The sequence below is a fragment of the Phyllobacterium sp. genome (assembly GCF_037994425.1).
In the GTDB taxonomy this organism is placed as follows: domain Bacteria; phylum Pseudomonadota; class Alphaproteobacteria; order Rhizobiales; family Rhizobiaceae; genus Phyllobacterium.
The window spans coordinates 1-14066 of the sequence record NZ_JBBNAM010000130.1; the positions used below are offsets into that span (position 1 = coordinate 1).

Here is a 14066-nt window from a genome sequence, read left to right on the forward strand (position 1 = left end):
GCTCTACCAACTGAGCTATCTGGGCACTTCAGGGCTTTTTCCGTTGTCCGGCAAACCTTGTCGACGGGGTTGGCTTTCCGTCAGAAGCGCGTGGGTTATAACACTAAAAATCGTACTGTCCAGCATCAACTCGCGAATTTTTTGCCGTTTTTCTGCCTCTTGCAAAGGGCATGCATTGATGCGTTTGTTGATGGCATTGGAGACGGGATTCGTAACATATGGTCGACACGGGGGAGAAGATCGCCAAGGCTGGGGACTTTGGCTGGGGAATCATTGGCAGCGGGGAGACAGCCCAGCGGTTCGCATCCGATCTTTCCCTTCTTCCCGACGCGGCGCTCGTTGCCAATCATTCAAGGACCATGGCAAACGCCGAAAAATTTCGCGCGGCGTTTGGCGGCGAGCGCGCTTATTCCGATCTTGATACGTTCGTCGCCGACACGGCGATCGACGCTATCTATATCGCGACGCCCAGTTCGCTGCATCTTGCGCAGGCGCTGAAGGCACTGCGTTCGGGAAAGCCGGTGCTGGTCGGAAAGCCGCTTGCCCCTTCCCATACGGAAGCCGCGGTCATTCAGCGCGAAGCCGCGCGCGTCGACCTCCTTGCCATGGAGGCGTCGTGGACCCGGTTCCTTCCCGCAGTCGTTGCGGCCAAGAGGAAAGTCGATGCAGGCGAAATCGGCGCGGTGCGGCGGATAACCGCTGAACGATCGCATTTCCACGCCTATAACGCCGAGAGCCGGTTCTTCAACCGCTCGCTCGGCGGCGGGGCGAGCCTTGATCTCGGCATAGAGTGCGTTTCACTCGCCATGCACTTCCTTGGCCAGCCGCAAAAGGTTTCCGGCCTCTGGCATGCAGGGCCGAACGGCGTCGACATGCGCTCCGAAATCACGTTGCATTATGACGAGGCGGAGGCCCGGCTCACCTGCGGCTTCGATGCGGATGGTACCAACCACTTCGTGATCGAAGGCGCAAAGGGTGCGATTCGCCTCGATGCTCCCTTCAGCAGCGCACGAAGCCTGACGCTCTATCATGGCTTCGCGCTGACGCCGCCCTTCGGGCCATTGCCAGCGCCGCGAGGGCTGCTTGCCAAGCTTCTCGACCGCTTGCCCGTTCCCGGGCGTACGGCGGAGGATCATCCCTTTTCGGGCACCGGATTGCAATTTCAGACAATGGCGGTCATGGCAGCGGTCCGCGCCGGCATGACCGGGTCCGAGATCATGCCGCTTCCGGACAGCATCAATGCGCTGCGCGCCATCAATATAGTGCTTTCCCAGCCGGCCACGCAGCGAATCATCAAATTATGATTGCTCAGTTCTCGGCGTTTTCCTCGCTGTCGTCGGCACTCTCGACAGCGGGCAGTACGTAGGCGCCCGTCAACCAGCGGTTCAGGTCGATATTGCGGCAGCGGGCCGAGCAGAACGGATAGTGTTCGCGCTGCGACGGGCGATTGCATTCGGGGCAAGGGCGCGTCGGCCGGAGAGGCGTTACCTTGGCAGTGCTTTTGTTGTCCTCGCTCACGGGATGCGGTCCCTCAACGTCCCGCATTCTGCCAATTGGCATAGACGGGATAGCCTTCGCCATGCAGAAGGCTGGCGGTCTCGTAGAGTGGCAGGCCGACCACATTGGTGTAGGAGCCGACGAGCTTGACGACGAAGCCGCCTGCAAGCCCCTGGATCGCATAGCCACCGGCCTTGCCGCGCCATTCGCCTGACGCAAGATAGCTCTCCAGTTCCTCGCGGGAAAGACGCTTGAAACGGACGCGCGTCTCGATGAGGTCCTGGCGCTGCTTGCCCTTAGGGGTAATCAGGCAGAGCCCGGTATAGACGCGGTGCGAGCGACCGGAGAGCAGTCGCAGGCAGGCCGTCGCATCGTCTAGGATTTCGGCTTTGGGCAGGACGCGCCGCCCCACCGCGACAACCGTATCGGCGGCAACGATGTAGGATTCGCCAAACTCGGCATCGCCTTTCAACTCCTCGGCAACCCGCTCGGCCTTGATGCGCGACAGGCGGCGCGCAAGCGAACGCGGATGTTCGGCGCGCAGCGGCGTCTCGTCCACGTCAGCAGGAAGCAGGCGATCAGGTTCGATGCCGATCTGACCCAGGAGGGCAAAACGGCGCGGCGAACCGGATGCAAGAACGAATTTTGGCTGATCGCTCATCAAAGCATTTCCTGCGGACAGGTCCGGGGCCAATTACTTGAAGCGGTAGGTGATGCGACCCTTGGTCAGATCGTAGGGGGTCATCTCGACAAGGACCTTGTCGCCAGCGAGAACGCGAATGCGGTTCTTGCGCATGCGGCCTGCCGTATGGGCAATGATTTCATGATCGTTTTCAAGCTTGACGCGGAACATCGCGTTGGGCAGCAGCTCGGTCACGAGACCGGGAAATTCAAGTACTTCTTCTTTCGCCATGCGTAGTTCTATCTCCGATAGGGCATTTTGTGGCCGTGCTCGACCGCAATTTTGGGCGGAACCTATAGTATTGCGCGCCATTTGTGAACAACGGAGTTCACCAAATGCACGCACCGGTTGGACGGGTCAGCTTGTCAGTTTGAAACGTTCCTCGATATGACGTTTCAGGTGATTGCGCACGTCGCGATAGGCATCGAGAATCTGCGTGCGTCGTCCGCGTACAAGGGTCGGGTCCGGCGTCGGCCAGTATTCCACGTGTACCGACGTCGTCCGTGTCAGCTCAAGCGCCATATGGTGCGCCTTGGGCGACAATGTAATGATGAGATCGAAATAGTGATCCTCGAGTTCATCGAACGTGCGCGGTTGGACCGTAACGCGCTTGAGGCCGATCTCCGCCATGATCTCGTCGACGAAATGGTCGGGCTCGCCTTTCTCGACGCCAGCCGACGCAACGTAGACGGTGGATGGCAGCAGGCTGCGCGCCAGCGCCTCGGCAATGGGGGAACGGATTGAATTCTGACCGCAGATGAACAATACCGCGCTCGGCATCGCGGATTTGGCATGGCCCTGGTCATCCGTCAGTTTGTCCGGCTCGACGGGCACAGGTTCGCCTAGCCCCGCCAATGCAGCACACATACCAGGGTAAACAGGCGGCGGGCCGTGTCGAAGTCCACTTCGATCTTGCCGCCCAGGCGATCCATAAGCGTCTGCGATCCCTCATTGTGCAGGCCGCGGCGGCCCATGTCGATCGCCTCGATCTTGCTGGGGCTCGCCGAACGGATGGCCTCGTAATAGCTTTCGCATATCATGAAGTAGTCCTTGACGACTTTCCGCAGCGGCGTCAGCGACAATATGTGCGTTACGACGTCGTCACCATTCTCGCGCGCGATCGCGAAGATCAGCCGCGACTCGACCAGCGACAACTTGAGGCGATAAGGCCCGCATCCATCATCGTTCACCGGACGAAAACTGTTTTCCTCGATGAGATCGAAGATGGCGACGGCCCGCTCATGCTCGACATCCGGTGTCGAACGGCCGATCGTCTCGTCCAGTTCCACATCGATCAGCCGTGCATCGGCTTCGCCCGTTGCTGTCATTATCGTCCTAAAGGTTCAACCGGATCGCCACTGATCTTCCATGCGCATCAAGCCCTTCGGCGCGCGCAAGCTCGATGGCGGCGGGGCCCAGTGCGCGCAGCTGATCCGCGCCAAGCTTCAGGATGGAGGTTCGCTTCATATAGTCAAGCACTGAAAGCCCGGACGAGAACCGCGCTGACCTTGCCGTGGGCAGCACATGGTTCGATCCGCCAACATAGTCGCCGATGACTTCGGGCGTGTGGCGGCCGACGAAGATCGCCCCGGCATTGCGCACGCCGGCCAACAGTTTTTCCGGGTCGGCGGTGGCAATTTCAAGATGTTCGGCGGCGATCCTATTGACCAGCGGAAGCGCCGCTTCGAGGTCGCTGACCAGAATGACGGCGCCAAAATCGCGCCAGCTCGCGCCGGCAGTCTCCGCCCGGGGCAAAGCGAGCAGCTGCCGCTCGACCGCTGCCATCACCGCATCGCCAAACGCCTCGTCATCGGTGATCAGGATCGATTGGGCGGCGCTGTCATGTTCGGCCTGGGCCAGAAGATCGGCCGCGATCCATTCAGGATCATTCCCCTTGTCGGCAAGGATCAGGACTTCCGAGGGACCGGCGATCATGTCGATCCCGACCGTGCCGAAGACACGGCGCTTTGCCGCGGCCACGTAGGCATTGCCCGGACCGACGATCTTGGCGACGGGAGCGATGGTTTCAGTGCCATAAGCGAGCGCAGCGATCGCCTGGGCGCCACCAACGCGATAAATTTCCGAGACACCCGCAAGCCAGGCGGCGACGAGGACGAGCGGATTGAGCTTGCCTTCCGGCGACGGCACGACCATGACGATGCGCTCAACGCCAGCGACCTTGGCGGGGACCGCGTTCATCAAAACGGAACTTGGATAGCTCGCCGTGCCGCCAGGAACGTAGAGCCCCACAGACTCGACCGCCGTCCAGCGCGAGCCGAGTTCCACACCAAGTGCATCGGTATAGCGATCATCCTTAGGTAGCTGGCGGGCGTGGTGGGAGTAAATTCGGTCTCGCGCGAGTTTAAGCGCCTCTACAGTTACCGCCGGCGCAGAGGCGACAGCCGCATCAACCTCGGCAGGTGTAATGGCAATACCATGGGTTGAAAGATCGATACGATCGAAGCGCTGCGAATAGTCGATCAAGGCTGCATCGCCGTCGGCGCGCACATGGTGAATAATATCGGCAACAGCGCGATCGACATCTTCCGACACCTCGCGCTTGGTGGCAAGGAAAGCGGAAAAGCGCGCCTCGAAATCCGGTTGCGATTGTTTCAGCACAATGGCCACGTCAATAGCTCCTTTGCCATTCAGGCATCATGGTCGGGCTTGAACGGGGTCTCCCAGGCACCGCCGAGATCGGTAAGCTGGGCTTCGATGGCCTCGACTTCGACCCGTAGGGCCTTGCCGGCGGCAAAGGTGAGCTCGACCGTTCCCGAAGGCGCGTCGCCGGCAACGAAGCGAATGGCCAGCAGAGAAAGCACGTCGTCCTTGTAACTGCGGTCGATGCCGGTTGCCTTGACGCTTCCCACCCGATCGAAAAGAACGGCCGTTCGGCGGCGCTCAAAGCTGCGATGACGCTTGCCATCCGCGGCCAGCTCCCAGACGAAACGGTTGACGGCCAGAACGAGCTTCTTCTCGGCGGGCAGATAGTCGATATCGCTCACCTTCAGCACGGAATCCTGCAGATGCGCGGAAAGAATTTGCAGATCTTCCTCATCGAGCGCGATGAGTTTCAGAGTGTCCATGTCTACCCTATTTGCATAGCTTACCGAAGGCGCGGCACCGACCGGCACTACGCACCCATTCCTGTTAGAGGAAAGTACGGACAAATGGAATTACGCACGTGGCAAAATCCGGTCGTGATGGAAGGATGTTCGAGAAGTTCCCGTAAAACGGCTCTCAACTATATTCGCCAGAGTATTGTCGAGTATCGATTTTCAACAGTTTCAAATGGAATTCAAACATGTTTTTCATTGTTTTCGCGCGCCCGTGCGTTGTCGCCATTTGCGCGCTTCCGGCCCTGTTTTTCATGGACCCAAAACGCCGGAACGGGTCGGAATCGAAGCGTTGCGCAACCGCAACCTCATACTGGCCGGAAGAATTCGGGCGCGAAAGCGCGCCCTAGTCGCTGATGCGTTCGACGACGGCACCGCAACGCGTGAGCTTTTCCTCGAGCCGCTCGAAACCGCGATCGAGGTGGTAGACGCGGTTGACGACCGTTTCGCCCTCGGCTGCAAGACCAGCGATGACGAGCGACACCGATGCACGCAGATCAGTTGCCATGACGGGCGCACCCCTCAGCCGCTCGACGCCTTCGATTTTCGCGGTCTGCCCCGACAGGGAGATCTTCGCGCCGAGGCGCGCCAGTTCCTGGACGTGCATGAAGCGGTTTTCGAAGATCGTCTCAGTGATATGTGAGGTCCCCTTGGCCTTGGTCATCAGGCCCATGAACTGGGCCTGTAGGTCGGTCGGGAAGCCAGGGAAAGGCTGCGTCGTCACATCGACAGGCATGATGCCGTGACCGTTGCGGACAACCCGCAGGCCGGAATTGGTCTCTGATATTTCCGCACCCGCCTGACCCAGGGTTGTCAGCGCTGCCTGCAGAAGGTTCGCGTCGGCACCCTCGAGAATGACGTCGCCGCCGGTCATGGCAACGGCCATCGCGTAGGTGCCGGTCTCGATACGGTCGGGAATGACGCGGACGCGCGCGCCGGAAAGGCTCGTTACTCCCTCGATGGTTATCGTCGGAGTGCCCGCACCGCTGACCTTGGCGCCCATCGCGTTGAGGCAGTCAGCAAGGTTGACGACTTCAGGCTCCTGGGCGGCGTTCTCGATGATCGTTTCGCCCTTGGCGAGCGTCGCGGCCATCATCAACACATGGGTGGCCCCCACGGAGACCTTTGGGAAGGCAAAGCGGGCACCGACAAGGCCGCCCTTGGCGGTAGCCTTGACGTAGCCGCTCTCGATCTCAATGTCGGCACCAAGCGCGCGCAGCGCGTCAATGAAGAGGTCGACGGGGCGCGTACCAATGGCGCATCCTCCCGGCAGCGACACGGTTGCCGTGCCCATGCGGGCGAGAAGCGGACCGATGACCCAGAAGCTGGCGCGCATTTTCGAAACGAGTTCATAAGGGGCGGTCGTATCGACAATATGGCGGGCGCTGAAATGAATAGTGCGGGAATAGGCACCGTCCTGGCGCTCGCGCCGGCCGTTGACCGAATAATCGACACCATGATTGCCAAGAATACGGATAAGCTGTTCGACGTCGGCGAGATGCGGGACGTTTTCGAGCGTCAGCGTGTCGTCGGTCAAAAGCGAGGCGATCATCAGCGGCAGCGCCGCATTCTTGGCGCCGGAAATCGGAATGACGCCGTTGAGCTTGTTACCGCCAACAATCTTGATGCGATCCATATTGTGTCACTTTCGCGGGAAAGTCCCCGTCCTATCGTTTGAGCCCCATGTAGAGCCGGTTGCTGTAAACCATCACACGGAATGGTTCAAGAAAGGCTTATGACCGGTCTTCTGGTCAATCGTGGTCCCCTTGGGAGGGACCGGAGGGTTTTTCCGATGCCGCGACGATCCCCTCGTCACGTTCATCGGCAGCGCCCGCACGGCGCGACCTCGCCTGCTGCTTGCGCCGCGCAAGGTTGGCGCGCAACTGTTCCGAGCGGCGCTTCTCGCGATTCATTTGTTCACGATTCGGGTTTTTCGACGACGAATTCATGTCCTGTCCCATATATTCCGGACAAATGCGGTGCAATTTATCCACAAGCGGTCGCAGCTTAGGCGCCTCATGAATATTTTGGCGCGAAGATTACGATTGCTTGCTTGCGATTTCAGCAATGATATGGCAGAAGTCCGCCGCGTTCGCAAATCGGCTGCGGTAGCTCAGTGGTAGAGCACTCCATTGGTAATGGAGAGGTCGAGAGTTCAATCCTCTCTCGCAGCACCAGCGAATTTCCAACAAATTCAATATATTACTGACGCTCAAGGAAGTGACCATCGGACGATGCGCACTTTTGTTACATCCCGCGCGTTGAATTGGAATTGTGAATCAAATGAAAGCAGCGGCCCAGGGCCGCTGCTCAGAGTTCATTTTACCTCTATGGACGCGCGAAAAGTCTAACGCCTTGCATCCAGCAATGCGTTGACCTTATCAACCTGATCCTCGGTCAGGGTACGGCCGAAATCCGACTCGAGCTGCGTTACCGCGTCATCCAGTGCCTCATCGCGTAATACGGGATCGGCGAGTGCCAGTGCCGCTTCGCGGTTGCGTTCGTAGGTCGCAATCTTGCCGACCGACGAGTTCGGCGCCGCGCGCTCCCTTGCCCGCGCTGAAGCGTGCGCGGCGTTCAATGCGCCAAGCGTGTTTTCATCATCATCATCGATGACATCATCCACAACGGCGACCGAAGTCTTTTGTACCTTCGATTTATCGTGCTGAACTTTCGTTTTGTCATGGGCGCTGGCCGTCTTGGCGTGACCGGACGATTTCCCGTGATCGCCGCTGCTATGGGCCTTGCCGCTGTTGCCCTTGTTGCCGCCACCATTTCCATGGCCTCCGCCATTTCCATTGCCGCCGCCATTGCCGTTGCCGCCGCCATGGCCATTGCCACCCTTATCGGCAAGGGCAGGCCCGACAAGGCTGTATGGACTTGTCGCCGTCCCGGCCAAAACGAGACCGAGGCACGCGGCCGCAACGAAACCGAACTTGAGCTGCGCCATACTCCACCTCCTTGATGTGCTCCAAATCGAGTCGAAACTGATCCTCCGTTTGCGGCTCGATTGTGGCAGAACCACTGGTTGTCCATCACATAGGATTTCAACCGGAGAGACAAGATGTTTGTTACATTGCCTTCCTCGCGCCCCAGCGCAATCCGTCCATCAATAATGAAACCAAGCGACGGGACTGCTCGCGCCAATCGGGCGTGTCGGGGGCCGAATAGATGCCTGACAGCGCCTGCAGAAGGTCGGCACTATTGATGTCGCTCCGAATCGAGCCATCCGACACGGCCGCATCGACGAGTTTTCGCAATGCGTGGGCGACCATGCCGGAGGTATTGGCGAAAACCTCTGAATTGGCGTTGAAAAGAATGCGCAGACTGTTGGCCATGCCGCGCTTTGCGGCGATATAGTCAACAAAACGCTGCATCCATTCGGCGAGTGCCGCGTCCGGCGCATTGTGTCGGGCGAGTTCGTCTGCGGCGGCGCACAGCCCCTCCACCTCCCTCCGGTAAACAATTTCGACCAGATGCTCACGCGTCGGAAAATGCCGGTACAGCGTGCCGATGCCAACACCCGCCTGCCGCGCAATGTCTTCAAGCGAAGCATTGCCGCCCTTCTCGGCAAAGGCGTGCCCGGCAACTTCCACCAGTTTGTCGCGGTTGCGGCTCGCATCGGCGCGCAGCGGCCTGATCGGCTTCGCCTCCCTCGCTTCCTTCGGCGCGGATGTTCCCTTACGCAATTGTCAAACTCCAAAAATACAATACTGGGGCTTGAACCACCCCCCGCCAACCGCTATGTTTCAAAAACGGAGGCACCTCCGATTATAGCATGATCTCTGGATTATTACCCTATCTGGACCCGCCATGTCATGTTTTTTGGACTTTGATCCTTAGAATGCCGGCGGACCCTTCAGATTTACTGTCATCAGAACGGAGCAAAGACGCCGATGACAAACACAATCAGTCTCAACCTCGATATCAATGGCAAGACACAGGAAGTTACCGTCGAGCCCCGCGTAACGCTGCTCGACGCCTTGCGCGAGCATCTTGGGCTGACCGGCACCAAGAAGGGCTGCGACCATGGCCAGTGTGGCGCCTGCACCGTGCATGTCGACGGTGAGCGGATCTTGTCCTGCCTGACGCTGGCAGCACAGGTTGAAGGCAGCAAGATTACCACGATTGAAGGCCTGTCCGACGCGGCGGGCGAGCTTCACCCCGTCCAGGCCGCCTTTCTCGAGCATGACGCTTTCCAATGCGGGTATTGTACGCCCGGGCAGATCATGTCGGCGGTCGCCTGCATTCGCGAGGGTCATACGGGATCGGACGAGGAGATACGTGAATATATGTCCGGCAACCTCTGCCGCTGTGGCGCCTATCCACACATCGTGGATGCCGTTCGCGAAGCCGCAAAGGTGATGTCATGAGAGATTTCTCTTACCTTCGAGCCACTTCTGTCGAAGAGGCGATAAGCGCGGCAGCTATGCCGGCAACCATGCTGCTTGCCGGCGGCACAACGCTGCTTGATCTCGCCAAATGCGGCGTGGCCGAGCCGGAGCGGGTCGTCGACATCAGCCATCTGGAAGGCCTTGATGCGATCCACGTCGACGCGAAAGGCGCTACAATCGGGGCATTGGCGAGGATGAGCCGCGTTGCCAGCGACGAGGCGATCAAAGCGCATTTTCCTGCGGTCTCTGAAGCTTTGTGGCAAGCGGCATCCGCCCAGATCCGCAACATGGCGACGATCGGCGGCAATCTCCTGCAGCGCACGCGCTGTGCCTATTTTCGCGATCCCGTGACGTTTCCGAATTGCAACAAGCGAAACCCGGGCAGCGGATGCGCGGCGGTTACCGGTGTTAACCGCAATCATTCGGTGTTGGGCGGTAACAGTGCCTGCATCGCTACCTATCCGGGCGATCTTGCGGTGGCGCTCACCGCTCTCGATGCCGTCGTGCATCTCGGCGATCGCCAGGTTCCGATCGACGATTTCTTTCTGCTGCCGGGTTCGACGCCCGACAAGGAACACGCCATGCGTCCGGGCGAAATCATCACCGCGATCTCTATTCCCGCCTCGCCTGTTGCGCGCCATTCAACTTTTCTCAAGGTGCGCGACCGGCAGTCGTATGAATTTGCTGCGGCAAGCGCCGCAGTGGGCATGGACCTTGCCGCAGATGGCCGCACCATCAGGGACATCCGGGTCGCCATTGGCGGCGTCGCGACCAAGCCGTGGCGGTTGCGTGCCGTCGAGGACGCCTTGCGAGGCAAAGCGTTAGAGCCCGACACGGTCAAGCAGGCCAGCCGGCTGGCCATCGAAGGAGCGGTGGACCACGGCGCCAATCACTACAAAATCGAACTTGCCCCGCGCGTCGTCGAACGCGCCATTCTCAAGCTTGGAGCAGCGGCATGACCATCGTGGAAACCAGAGCCAAGCGCGGCGACGCAGCCGACGGCACATTGGGTGGACGCCTGTCGCGCATCGACGGCCCCGCGAAGATCACCGGCGTTGCCGACTACGCGCTCGAACACCATCCGGAGGGCATGGTTCATGCAGTCCTCGTTGAAAGCGCAATCGCGTCGGGCCGTGTACTTGCCATTGACGCAAGTGCCGCAAAAGTTGCACCCGGCGTCCTGCTGGTGCTGACGCCGGACAACGCCATGCCGATAAAATCGGCAACGGACTGGTTGAATACCCCGCCTGCCGACACACCCTATGAGCCGCTTGCCCGCACCATCACCTTCGCTGGCCAACATGTTGCCGCGGTAATTGCCGAAACCTTCGAGCAGGCGACGGCAGCAGCCGCCCTGGTCAAAGTCTCTTACGAGGAAACGCCGGCAATCTTCGGTCTCGATGACCCGAAGGCAGGTGACGGCATGCCGATCGACCGGATGACGATCGAATGGGGCGACGCGCAGGGCGCGCTAGCCACCGCCCCGGTCAGCATTAAACAGGAATACCGGACGCCGCGCGAATATAATGTGCCGATTGAACCCCATGGCCTGATCGCCGAGTGGCAGAGTAACAAGCTGACCGTCTGGGAGCCGAGCCAGTGGATCGACGGCATGGCGCGCACCTACGCCGAATGGTTCGACATCCCCTTTGAAAACGTCCAGCTGCGCTCGCCCTACATCGGCGGCGGCTTCGGATCGAAGGCCCTGCCGCTCGAACATGGGGCCATTGCCATAAACGCGGCGCGTATGCTCGGCCGCCCGGTCAAGCTTGCCGTGACCAGGGCACAGACATTCACAGCTTATGGCGGCCGGCCGGCGACACGCCAGACGATTGAGCTGGGCGCAACGCGCGAGGGCAAGCTGGTCTCAATCATCCAGACGGGCGCCAATGAAACGTCGATCAAGGATGTCGCGGTCGAGCCGCTCGGATCGGTCACGTCGATCATGTATGCGACGCCAAACTTCAGTTCGCGCCAGAACATCGTCCGCGTTAACACCGTCAAGCCTGGCGCGTTGCGCGCACCCGGCGAGAATCCCAGCGCCTTCGGCATCGAATGCGCGATCGACGAACTCGCCTATGAAATCGGGATCGATCCTTTGGACATCCGGCTTCTGAACTATGCCGAGGAAGACCCCCATTCCAAAAAGCCGTGGTCGACCCGCCGCTTGCGCGAGGCCTATGCGGCCGGAGCAGACGCTTTCGGCTGGAGCAAACGTCATCCGAAGCCGCGCTCAATGCGCGAAGGAAACGCGCTGATCGGTTATGGCGTTGCGGCCGGTACCTATCCCGTGCGCCGCACGCCCGGCGAAGCGCTTGTGCGCATCCTCGGGAACGGTTCGGTCGAGGTCGCCAGCAGTGGCATAGACATGGGTCAGGGCACCTATACGATCCTCGCGCAAACAGCCGCCGAAGCGATCGGCGTTCCGGTCGAGGTGGTAAAGGTCAAGCTTGGCGACTCTTCGCTGCCACGTGCCCCCGTTGCCGGCGGATCGCAGCTCGCCAACTTGATGACCGGGGCAGTGCACAAGGCAGCGCTTGCGGCGCGCGACGAACTGATCGGCCTTGCCATCAACGATCCGAAGTCGCCGTTCCGCGATCTCCAGGCCAATACGCTCGTTGTCGAAAATGGTCAGATATCATCGCCGCGCGACACCGGATCCAGCATCGGCATCGCCGAGGTCATGCAGCGCACCGGGCGCGAGCGCATCGAAGCACTCCGCGATACGTTGCCGGAGAAGCTGCGAAACGACAAGGATCATTTCCGCAACTTCACGACTATCACCACCATGCTGTCGCCGACTGAGGGGGACTACTCGCTCCACAGCTGGTGCGTCCACTTCGTCGAGGTTCGTGTCGACCAGGATTTCGGCACGGTCCGCGTGGCGCGGATGGTATCGGCGCTCGACTCGGGGCGGCTCTACAATCCGAAACTTGCCGAAAGCCAGTGGAAGGGCGGGATCATCATGGGCATCGGTCAGGCCCTGCTCGAAGAGGGTCTTGTCGACGCACGCAATGCGCGCGTCATCAACAACAATCTGAGCGACTATCTCGTACCCACCAACGCGGATATCCCGGACCTCAAGGTGATTTCGGTCGGCACTCCCGATACAAATGCCTCGGTACTCGGCGGCAAGGCCGTGGGCGAACTCGGGATCGTCGGTGTTGCACCCGCCATCGCGAACGCGGTGTATCACGCCACGGGTGTTCGCGTGCGGGATCTACCGATCACGCTGGAGAAACTGATTTGACGTAAGCGAGGCGTCGGGCCTACGGGGTCCTCGGGTCAAGCCCCGAGGACGGCGGAGAAGTAGCCGTATCGCGTCGTCACGTCCCGAAGCGTCTCAACTCCTGCTTGAAACGATCGATCAACCAGTTTGAAGCCGGACCGAGCGGCCGGTCGACGGGGTAGATCGCCAGCAGCGGATACTCCGCCTCCGGATAGGGCTCGAGGTTGAGGAGCACGAGCCGACCAGTGGCGACATCGTCCTTAACCATCCATTTCGGCAGGCCACCCCAGCCCAGGCCGGCCAAAGTGAGATCGTATTTTGTACCGACATCCGTCAATCGCCAGATTTTATAGGCGAATACACCGAAGTTCCGGCCCTTCGTCTGTTCGCTAAGATCGGTAATGACGAGTTGCGTGTGGTCGCGGATAAATGAAAGCGGCACGGGCCCTTCGTAAAGCGCCAGCGGATGGCCAGGTGCCGCAACAGGTGTCATGGCCGTCTGGCCAATCTGTACCAGAACGAGTTCATCATGCGTCTGAAGCGGGGGGCCGCCGATACCGAAATCGGCCTGCCTCTTCAGGACAAGATCCCAGACCATACCGAGCGCACCGACGTGGACGCGCAAACTCACCGTCGGAAACTGTTCCTGGAACGACTTGAGCACACATGTCAGTACAGGCGACGGGAGCGATACGTCGATTGCAACGGCAACCTCCGCCTCCAGCCCCATTTTCAAGCCCTCGACCCGTGAACGCAGGCTTTGTAGTACGGAAACCATGCGCCGCGCATCCTCGAGCATGGCTTTGCCAGATACGGTCAGACGCGGCTCTCGCGTACCTCCCCGCTCGAAAAGCGGGAGTTCTAGCTGTGCTTCTAGATTGGCAATCGTATAGCTGATCACCGACTGCGAGCGATTGAGTTTGCGCGCGGCAGCCGAAAAACTGCCGGTTTCGGCCACTGCGACGAAGACCTGGAGCTGGTCGAGGGTGGGGTTTGGCTGCATTCTGCACCTATCTAACTTATAGATGGATTAGATCGATATTTTCCCAGTTTTCTAAATGGATGTCGAGTACCAAATTACAGCCATCAGTTCTCTCCCGAGACAGTCCAATAGAAGGAACTTAGGCTATGTCTTCCATACTTCTCGT

At 59.9% G+C, this 14066-nt stretch carries 16 protein-coding genes and 1 tRNA gene; 5 read left to right on the plus strand and 12 right to left on the minus strand.

Annotated elements, in window-relative coordinates; all coding sequences use genetic code 11:
• Window positions 1–218 precede the first annotated feature (218 nt).
• Complete coding sequence (locus tag AAAB35_RS09385; protein ID WP_340668025.1) at window positions 219–1304, plus strand: Gfo/Idh/MocA family oxidoreductase; 1086 nt, start codon at window positions 219–221, stop codon at window positions 1302–1304.
• Between the two features lie 4 nt (window positions 1305–1308).
• Here AAAB35_RS09385 and yacG read toward each other — a convergent pair whose 3' ends face one another.
• From yacG to AAAB35_RS09430, 9 genes are all read right to left on the minus strand, one after another.
• On the minus strand, window positions 1309–1518 hold the full coding sequence (gene yacG, locus AAAB35_RS09390) for a DNA gyrase inhibitor YacG (protein WP_340668026.1): 210 nt from the start codon (window positions 1516–1518) through the stop codon (window positions 1309–1311).
• 13 nt (window positions 1519–1531) lie between these two features.
• Window positions 1532–2158: a Maf-like protein gene (locus AAAB35_RS09395; protein ID WP_340668027.1), complete on the minus strand. Its 627-nt coding sequence runs from the start codon at window positions 2156–2158 to the stop codon at window positions 1532–1534.
• Window positions 2159–2191: 33 nt separating this feature from the next.
• The gene (infA, locus tag AAAB35_RS09400; RefSeq protein WP_008122731.1) at window positions 2192–2410 is read right to left on the minus strand and encodes a translation initiation factor IF-1; all 219 of its coding nucleotides are present in this window, start codon (window positions 2408–2410) and stop codon (window positions 2192–2194) included.
• A 126-nt stretch (window positions 2411–2536) separates the two neighbouring features.
• On the minus strand, window positions 2537–2959 hold the full coding sequence (locus AAAB35_RS09405) for a low molecular weight phosphatase family protein (protein WP_340668040.1): 423 nt from the start codon (window positions 2957–2959) through the stop codon (window positions 2537–2539).
• 62 nt (window positions 2960–3021) lie between these two features.
• On the minus strand, window positions 3022–3507 hold the full coding sequence (locus AAAB35_RS09410; protein WP_340668028.1) for a UPF0262 family protein: 486 nt from the start codon (window positions 3505–3507) through the stop codon (window positions 3022–3024).
• 7 nt (window positions 3508–3514) lie between these two features.
• On the minus strand, window positions 3515–4807 hold the full coding sequence (gene hisD / locus AAAB35_RS09415; protein WP_340668029.1) for a histidinol dehydrogenase: 1293 nt from the start codon (window positions 4805–4807) through the stop codon (window positions 3515–3517).
• A 20-nt stretch (window positions 4808–4827) separates the two neighbouring features.
• Window positions 4828–5265, minus strand: coding sequence for a DUF2948 family protein (locus tag AAAB35_RS09420; RefSeq protein ID WP_340668030.1), 438 nt, complete (start codon window positions 5263–5265; stop codon window positions 4828–4830).
• Window positions 5266–5641: 376 nt separating this feature from the next.
• A complete protein-coding gene (murA, locus tag AAAB35_RS09425; RefSeq protein ID WP_340668031.1) occupies window positions 5642–6931 on the minus strand; it encodes a UDP-N-acetylglucosamine 1-carboxyvinyltransferase in 1290 nt (429 codons plus the stop codon).
• Window positions 6932–7046: 115 nt separating this feature from the next.
• Window positions 7047–7244: a hypothetical protein gene (locus tag AAAB35_RS09430; RefSeq protein WP_340668032.1), complete on the minus strand. Its 198-nt coding sequence runs from the start codon at window positions 7242–7244 to the stop codon at window positions 7047–7049.
• Between the two features lie 153 nt (window positions 7245–7397).
• On the opposite strand from AAAB35_RS09430, the gene AAAB35_RS09435 reads away from it, so the two are divergent.
• Window positions 7398–7472, plus strand: a tRNA-Thr gene (locus tag AAAB35_RS09435).
• A gap of 170 nt (window positions 7473–7642) precedes the next feature.
• On the opposite strand, the gene AAAB35_RS09440 is transcribed toward AAAB35_RS09435, so the two are convergent.
• Together AAAB35_RS09440 and AAAB35_RS09445 are read right to left on the minus strand one after the other, a co-directional pair.
• Window positions 7643–8245 carry a Holotricin-3 precursor gene (locus tag AAAB35_RS09440; protein ID WP_340668033.1) on the minus strand — a complete coding sequence of 201 codons (603 nt, stop codon included), beginning with the start codon at window positions 8243–8245 and terminating at the stop codon, window positions 7643–7645.
• Window positions 8246–8366: 121 nt separating this feature from the next.
• Window positions 8367–8984, minus strand: a complete 618-nt coding sequence (locus tag AAAB35_RS09445; RefSeq protein ID WP_340668034.1) for a TetR/AcrR family transcriptional regulator — start codon at window positions 8982–8984, stop codon at window positions 8367–8369.
• Between the two features lie 207 nt (window positions 8985–9191).
• Here AAAB35_RS09445 and AAAB35_RS09450 point away from each other — a divergent pair, with 207 nt between their 5' ends.
• From AAAB35_RS09450 to AAAB35_RS09460, 3 genes are read left to right on the plus strand one after another with little or no spacing between them, the layout of a single operon-like run.
• On the plus strand, window positions 9192–9668 hold the full coding sequence (locus AAAB35_RS09450; protein WP_340668035.1) for a (2Fe-2S)-binding protein: 477 nt from the start codon (window positions 9192–9194) through the stop codon (window positions 9666–9668).
• A complete protein-coding gene (locus tag AAAB35_RS09455) occupies window positions 9665–10648 on the plus strand; it encodes a xanthine dehydrogenase family protein subunit M (protein WP_340668036.1) in 984 nt (327 codons plus the stop codon). Before AAAB35_RS09450 ends, AAAB35_RS09455 begins: the two co-directional genes overlap by 4 nt.
• Window positions 10645–12939 carry a xanthine dehydrogenase family protein molybdopterin-binding subunit gene (locus AAAB35_RS09460; RefSeq protein WP_340668037.1) on the plus strand — a complete coding sequence of 765 codons (2295 nt, stop codon included), beginning with the start codon at window positions 10645–10647 and terminating at the stop codon, window positions 12937–12939. Before AAAB35_RS09455 ends, AAAB35_RS09460 begins: the two co-directional genes overlap by 4 nt.
• A 76-nt stretch (window positions 12940–13015) precedes the next feature.
• Here the strand turns inward: AAAB35_RS09460 and AAAB35_RS09465 are convergent, their stop codons facing one another.
• A complete protein-coding gene (locus AAAB35_RS09465) occupies window positions 13016–13921 on the minus strand; it encodes a LysR family transcriptional regulator (RefSeq protein WP_340668038.1) in 906 nt (301 codons plus the stop codon).
• Window positions 13922–14066 lie beyond the last annotated feature (145 nt).